Source organism: Citrobacter sp. Cs237 (genome assembly GCF_030332325.1).
GTDB lineage: Bacteria > Pseudomonadota > Gammaproteobacteria > Enterobacterales > Enterobacteriaceae > Citrobacter_A > Citrobacter_A sedlakii.
On record NZ_JAOWIB010000109.1, the window covers coordinates 583,779 to 587,108 of the forward strand.

Annotated in this window: 4 protein-coding genes; all 4 read left to right on the plus strand. The window is 42.4% G+C overall.

Annotated features, from left to right (window positions below; translation table 11 throughout):
* Positions 1-187, plus strand: a 187-nt coding sequence (locus OGY07_RS22895; RefSeq protein WP_286603393.1) for a hypothetical protein, incomplete at its 5' end; no start/stop codon positions are given.
* Positions 188-949: 762 nt separating this feature from the next.
* Entirely contained in the window at positions 950-1,570 is a 621-nt protein-coding gene (locus tag OGY07_RS22900) for a helix-turn-helix domain-containing protein (protein ID WP_060571027.1), read from the plus strand.
* Between the two features lie 27 nt (positions 1,571-1,597).
* Positions 1,598-2,257 carry a helix-turn-helix transcriptional regulator gene (locus OGY07_RS22905; RefSeq protein WP_286603396.1) on the plus strand — a complete coding sequence of 220 codons (660 nt, stop codon included), beginning with the start codon at positions 1,598-1,600 and terminating at the stop codon, positions 2,255-2,257.
* Positions 2,258-2,347: 90 nt separating this feature from the next.
* The coding region (locus OGY07_RS22910) for an Ig-like domain-containing protein (RefSeq protein WP_286603398.1) at positions 2,348-3,330 on the plus strand (983 nt) is incomplete at its 3' end.

Here is a 3,330-nt window from a genome sequence, read left to right on the forward strand (position 1 = left end):
CCCGTTGGACAGACCGGACGCGCAGCGAACGGGCTGCCCGCAGGGCGAGCGAAGCGAGTCAATCCCCCCCTCACCGCCATCTTTAAGAAAGAGCGCGTACGAAAGTACGGTTTTTTTTTCGCATATTGCCCACATCAAAATCCTGCTTTATTGCTGCGCCTATCATCAAGGCTACCCCGAAAAATGACATTCCCACTCGGAGCTCCATCATCTTTTCGTGGGAAAGATCATACAACCTGAAGATACCTGCCAAGGATCCTTAAAACCTCAAGTTTGTTTATAAATGGTTTACTTCCTATCCCTCTATACTATGGAAAATTCTTAGAAAGGTAGATATGAAATGCTTCTTCAAACGGAAAATAGCATCGTTTTTGAGATGTAGAGCAATCCTTTTTCTTTTGGGTTGAGAAGGATAATCTGGCACACGCCTGCTACATATTGCGGCCCAGGACTGAATCACAGAAAATTATTTTTTTAACATCCATGCTATTTCTGGAACCTAAGTTTCAAAAGTATTAATGGATACCAAGAAAAGGAAAGAATTTAATTTTAAATACACAAATAAATAACATAAACCCCAAAATGGTTATGAAAAAATAAAGGATAATTAAAAAAGATTGAATCATACATCATATCTCTTAATGTGGTTTATAATACTGCGTGATGAATTAAACTCAGCACCAAAACCCATAAAATTCCTGAGTTTTGGTTTTTAAATTCAAAAATGCACTAGCCGTAAATATTGAAATATATATTCGGGTCATTATTATGTCTTACACCGATAAGCGTAGTTAATTTTTCGGTATGCCGGGGAAACCATGAGCAGGCACAAATTTGATAGCTGTCTTGTTTTTTTACAGCTTATGCCACAAAAAAAGGCTGCGGCCTTGTTATGTTTTTTTACTTTAACAACTTTAAGGAGGATGATTGTCACAAAGAGGTGCCGAGAGTGCAAAGAGTAATAGCAAACCATGAAAGAATTATATCTTCTCTAAGTGGATATACCAGATTGGCTAATCCAGACAACATCATTCGAGGTAAACGACGCTATAGTTTGAGCTATGAATGCTCACGTAGAGTATTTTTCATCATGGAAGGTGACTTTCTATTAAAAATAAGAGTTAAAGATGAAGAAAAAATGCTAAATATCTTAACTGCACCTTATGTATTCGATGTTACCCCGGCACTTGACACTCTTCCTCTTTATCTTGAACGAGTGGATTACGGCAAAATTCATTCAATGAGTTATGAGCATTTTTGGCAATTAGTCCATGAAAAAGATCTTATTAATGAAACCATGTCAATTATTTCCGCTCATTATTCTGATCTTATAAATTATATCATGACAGGTAAAAGCTGTTCTTATGAAGAAGTCATTTCGCTGATTGAACGGTGGCAAAAGTTGCCCTTACATCTTAAAAAACGCTTTTCCGTACTTTACCTTATTGAGAATAGCTCCTGGCTTTCAAAAAGTTCAATCAGCAGGGTTTTGAAAGAATTAAAAGATCGTGGCGTACTTAAACTTGACAATGGCCGATTCCATAGTGGGGATAGTTTAAAACCTTTTTGATAACATTTACTGAGAAAATATTACCTCATGCACAATCATACTAATATTCGCATTTTATTATGTGATAGTAATTATTACTTCATCTCTGGGGTGGTAGCACTAATCAAAACCATACTCGGTTCAAATAAAAATATCACTATCAACGGAGATATATCTATTCCTGGCATACAAGAAGCGGACATTATTATCATGAACTCTCCGCCCACTCTGCCATGCATCTGTCTTACAAATTTTCATTTTCGACAGTGCCACTGTCTTGTTATTGCGCTTGCTAACAGACATTCGCACCATCGTTTCGCCTTGAATGCTTCATGCTTCCGAGGTGCTCTTTTACTTCATCATAATGAGACAGTCGAGGAGATTCAAAAACGACTGGAGCAAAAAATCAAGGCTTCAAAAGCAGGTTACTATTCTTTCTCTTCTGAGGACTGTCAGGACTGTTGTCACTGCCGGTTATCAAAAAAACAGTTGCAGTTGGTTGAATATATGAGACAAGGATATAGCTTTCAGCGGATGGCAAAAATGATGAATGTCTCTGTAAAGACAATATATGGTCATAAAAATCGAATAATGGAGAAATTAGGAATAAAAGGGAATGCACGGCTGTGTAATTTTATTAACTCAACCGAACAACATAAATTTATTGCAGACATCTCTCAAATAGAAAAGTTTATCAATACTTCTTAAAATAAATTTTACATGTATAGCAATCACCACTCCAAGTTTACTCTTAGCCAGCATAAAAACTCATCAATACAACAACTAAAGGAATAACATATGTCTATAACTTTAATAGTTAAGCGTGTCGAAGGAATGCAACTTACCAGGTATGTATTAGACCAGCGACAACCGCTGATATTAGAGGCGCCTCCCCCTGGAACTTACTTTGAATTACAAAACAGCACAGGCGTAACTATTAAATCCTTTAAGGCACAGAAGGCAGATGACGCCACAAAACTACTTATTGCCGATGAAAACGGCGTTAATTATGAAGTGATGCTGAAAAATATCAGTCCAGAAGAGATCCCACCAATTAGCACCACGGGGACAAATGGAAGTTATACCTATGCTCAGGATCCCAGCACAGGCATATATACCCTTCCAGGATTCGCGGAAGAGGACACATTACCTCTGGACAATACAAGCCTGCTTCTTGGTGTCGGCGCTGTCGCATTGGGCGTTCTCTCGGCTGGCGTTGGGCTTGCCCAGCGCTCAAACCACCAGTCACACGGCAACGACGAATCGCCCATCATCACTGATAGTGGCGAAAATGCAACACCAACCACTGACACGAATACCCCGCCACTGATGACCAACGATGAGGGCAACCCCATCGCCGACGGCGCCACCACCAGTGACAACACCCCGACCTTCGGCGGTAGCGGCGAGCAGCCGGGCGCACAGGTGGTTATCCGGGACGGCGACACCGTCATCGGCGAAGCTGTGGTCGATGACCAGGGCAACTGGTCCGTCACCCCGGAGCAGCCGCTGGCCGACGGCGGACACACCATCACCACCGAAATCACCCGTCCGGACGGTTCGCAGACCAGCAGCGACACCTCTCTGGTTGTTGATACCAGCGCTGAACCGCAACCTGAACCGCAACCTGAACCAGAACCGGAACCGGAACCGGAACCAGAACCAGGGCCGGAACCGGAACCAGAGCCGGAACCGGAGCCACAGCCCGAACCCGAACCGCAGCCGGGCACCCCGCCATTTATGACCGACGATGAAGGCAACCCCATCGCCGACGGCGCCAC

Bases quoted from the DNA above. Each gene is read 5' to 3' on its own strand.
- OGY07_RS22905 (WP_286603396.1), top strand. From the start codon at position 1,598: ATGCACAATCATACTAATATTCGCATTTTATTATGTGATAGTAATTAT.